Here is a 3,282-nt window from a genome sequence, read left to right on the forward strand (position 1 = left end):
CTCGCGTACGGCGACGCCGCGAAAGTCCGCTGGGAGCTCGCGGAGTCGGCCGACCACGCCGAGCGGCTGCTCGCGGACCACGTCGAGGAGTAGCCCGCGGACCGCGCGGCCGTGACCGATTCTCTCCGTTCGAGCGCGCGGGAACGACCGACAGACGAAAGTCCCGCGGCCGCCGAGGGAGCGACATGAGCGACGAGGCGGAGACCGACGGCGAGGAGGCCGCGACCGACGGCGGCGACGAGGTGCTTCGCGCGAGCGACCTCGGCGGCGAGGGGCCGCCGATCGACGAGAAGCCCTACAAGATCGTCTTCGAGGCGAACAAGTGCTTCGGGGCGGGGAAGTGCGCCGAGGTCGCTGACAACTGGGTGATGGACGTGGTGAGCGGGATGGCGAAGCCGGAGACGTACTACATCGGCGAGGAAGACTTAGACGAGAACGTTCGGGCGGCCGAGGCGTGTCCCGCGAAGAAGGAGGCGGGCGTGATCCACGTCGTCGACCGCCGGACTGACGAGGAGATCGCGCCGGATCCGCACGGCGACGGGACGCTCTCGGTCGACTGGTAGGGCGTCCGGGCCGGCCTTCCGAAAGGGGTTTGACTCCGCCGCCGGAAGCGATATCCGCGCGGGGGTGGCTGAGCCTGGCCAAAAGCGGCGGACTTAAGATCCGCTCCTGTAGAGGTTCGAGGGTTCGAATCCCTTCCCCCGCATCGCTGTCGCGAGCACATCGCGAGCGACAGCGTTCGGACGAGAAGGGATTCGAAGCAGGGAACGGAGCGAGCGCAGCGAGCGGAGTGACTGAGGTTCGAATCCCTTCCCCCGCACGCCCGGACCGCCGTTCCGGTCAGCACTCGGTGTCCGCGACCTGAGCCAGCTGCGGGCGCTCGTCGGTGGGATGCTCATACCAGAATTTGAACCGGAGACAGTAGTCCTCGTCGAGGTCGCCGACGCCGAGGATGTCGGCGCTCTCCGCGAAGTTCTCGACCGCTCCGTGTAACGCGACCGGAGACACGTCTTCGTCCGGCGTGATCGTCACTCGCTCGTTGACGCCCGCATTGGTGCGGTGTGACTGCCAGTCCAGCATCCCGGATTCAGTTTCGAGCGCGAGGTGGAAGGTCCGTGCCTGATCGCCCGTGTTCGTGAGCTCGACGGTCACTTTTCCGAGCGATCCGTCGGACGCGAACGGACCCGCACAGCCGGCGAGACCCGACAGTACGGCGGTCGTACCGAGGAGGGCTTGTCGGCGTCGCACGGCTCAAGCCACGCGTAGCGCCTGTAAATACGTTACCCGTACTGAGCGGTTCGGAGAGTGACTGCTACACTCCCAGACGAGAGACGTGGAGCTGACCGACATCGTTCCGAATAGTGACCACAGGAAGTATTTATACGAGGTACTCGAACGCGTTATATATGTATGACCCCGGTGGCGCTATGGGCGATTCCCCTCCAGGTTCCCTACAACCCTCGGGCGACGACTCGACTGGGTCAAGCTGGTGGGACGTGGTCTGGTTCCTCCTTCCGATCCTGGTCTTCGTCATCCTGCTCGTCGCGATGGCCTTCCTAGCCTCCTGAGCGCCGGCCGTTTCGGACCGTCGGTGATCGAGGCCACAGATAGTACAGGCGCGACTATCACTATGTAGTTCGAGAAGAAGTACAGCTACTACACGGAACGATGGGTAGGTCGTCTGTACTAACCGATTCCCGGAGAACACTACACTAGATCGTCCGCAGCGACGTACTCCGGCAAGGTCTCCGGCAGCTACGCGGCCAAGAGCGCGCGGTCGCCGACGACGCTCGGCTCAACAGCAGAACATGAACGGGTAGACCAGCGCGACCCGATCGCCCTCTTCCAGTTCCGTGTCGAAGCCGTTCTCGTTCTCGTTGAAGTGGCCGTTCACGAGGATCCGGGCGTACGCGATGGTCTGTTCGCCGACCGGGTTCTTCGACCACGTGCCGGGCAACTCCTCCGGCGTCGGGGCCCACCCGCTGTGGGTGGCGTCGGACTCGGACTCCGCGATCAGCATGTCCTGAAGTTCGGGGTAGTCCTCGAACAGCTCGTCGAGGAACGCGCGGAGCGTGTCGCCCTCGAAGGTGTACTCGAACTCGTACTCCCCGAGTTCCGTGCGCACGTGGCCGGTACACCGGACCGAGACGGTCGTCTCCGCCTCGGTCGCGGTCGCCCCCGCCTCTCCCGAGACGGACTCCGTTTCGGCCGTCTGCTCGGCCATCTCGCTGGTCTGAGCCATACATACGCGTACGCTCTCGGTCCGGGTAAGCCGGTCTGCGAACATGTTCGCGGCGGTCCGGAGCGACGCGGAGCGGGACCGGTCGGCTCCCGCCGGCGAGCGTGCGGATCTCGTTCGGGGACTCGACGGGGCGCGGTCGAGAGCAACCGAAACCGCCGGACTGCGGCGTGTTCGAGCGTCGGGAATCCGACCGAACATGTTGCCGCTAAACGCATAGGGCGTCTCGGCGGTACACTCGCCCGATGAGGCTCACTCGCAAGACGATCGGGAAGGTCATCGTCGCGGCGTTCCTGTTGAATCTGGTCGTGATGGGAGCCGGGGCGTGGTTCGCGTATCAGGAGGCTCCGCCGATCCCGGACGAGGTCGTCGGTCCCGACGGCGAGACGATCGTGACGGGGGCCGACGTCCAAGACGGGAAGGAGGCGTTCCAGCAGTACGGGCTGATGAACCACGGGTCGATCCTCGGCAACGGGGCGTACTACGGCGAGGACCACACCGCCGAGACGCTGGAGCTGAAGACCCAACACATGCGCGAGTACTACGCCGACGCCGAGTACGGCGCGGCGTACGACGCGCTCGACTCCGGCGAGCAGTCGCGGATCGACGCGCTGGTGCGCGACGAACTCGACACCGCTCACGACGGGAGCGGCGTCGTCGAGTACTCCGCCGCGGAGGCGTACGCCCACGAGCAGGTGCGCGAGACGTACGTCGAGCGCTACCACGAGGGCGACCACGACCGCGGCGTCCCGGTCGGGATGATCGACTCGACCGAGGAGGCCGAGTCGTTCGCCGACTTCGCGCTGTGGACGGCGTGGTTCTCGCACACCGACCGGCCGAACGCCGACCACTCGTACACCAACGAGTGGCCCTACCAGCCGGGGGCCGGCAACGACGCGACCGGCTCCGCGATGATCTGGAGCGTGATCGCGATGGTGCTGCTCGTCGGTGCCGCCGGCGCGGCGATCCTGCTGTACAAGTCGGTGAAGCTCCCCGAGCCGTCCGCGGAGGGGATCTCGGTTCCGAAACCGGGCGACGTGAGC

4 protein-coding genes, 1 tRNA gene and 1 pseudogene are annotated in these 3,282 nt (G+C 66.2%); 4 read left to right on the forward strand and 2 right to left on the reverse strand.

Going from position 1 to position 3,282, the window contains the following annotated elements:
• The first annotated feature begins 185 nt into the window (after nt 1–185).
• A complete protein-coding gene (locus tag BN903_RS13985) occupies nt 186–563 on the forward strand; it encodes a ferredoxin (protein ID WP_048078315.1) in 378 nt (125 codons plus the stop codon).
• Between the two features lie 58 nt (nt 564–621).
• Nucleotides 622–706: transfer RNA gene (locus BN903_RS13990), tRNA-Leu, on the forward strand.
• A 134-nt stretch (nt 707–840) separates the two neighbouring features.
• Here the strand turns inward: BN903_RS13990 and BN903_RS13995 are convergent.
• On the reverse strand, nt 841–1,248 hold the full coding sequence (locus BN903_RS13995; protein WP_048078316.1) for a hypothetical protein: 408 nt from the start codon (nt 1,246–1,248) through the stop codon (nt 841–843).
• 158 nt (nt 1,249–1,406) lie between these two features.
• Between BN903_RS13995 and BN903_RS17670 the strand changes: the two genes are divergently transcribed.
• Complete coding sequence (locus tag BN903_RS17670; protein ID WP_228841113.1) at nt 1,407–1,568, forward strand: hypothetical protein; 162 nt, start codon at nt 1,407–1,409, stop codon at nt 1,566–1,568.
• Between the two features lie 227 nt (nt 1,569–1,795).
• Here the strand turns inward: BN903_RS17670 and BN903_RS14000 are convergent, their stop codons facing one another.
• Nucleotides 1,796–2,242, reverse strand: a complete 447-nt coding sequence (locus tag BN903_RS14000; protein WP_048078317.1) for a MoaD/ThiS family protein — start codon at nt 2,240–2,242, stop codon at nt 1,796–1,798.
• Between the two features lie 242 nt (nt 2,243–2,484).
• Between BN903_RS14000 and BN903_RS14005 the strand changes: the two are divergent.
• Nucleotides 2,485–3,282: pseudogene (locus tag BN903_RS14005) on the forward strand (cytochrome B); the annotation flags it as partial.

It is taken from the genome of Halorubrum sp. AJ67 (genome assembly GCF_000513435.1).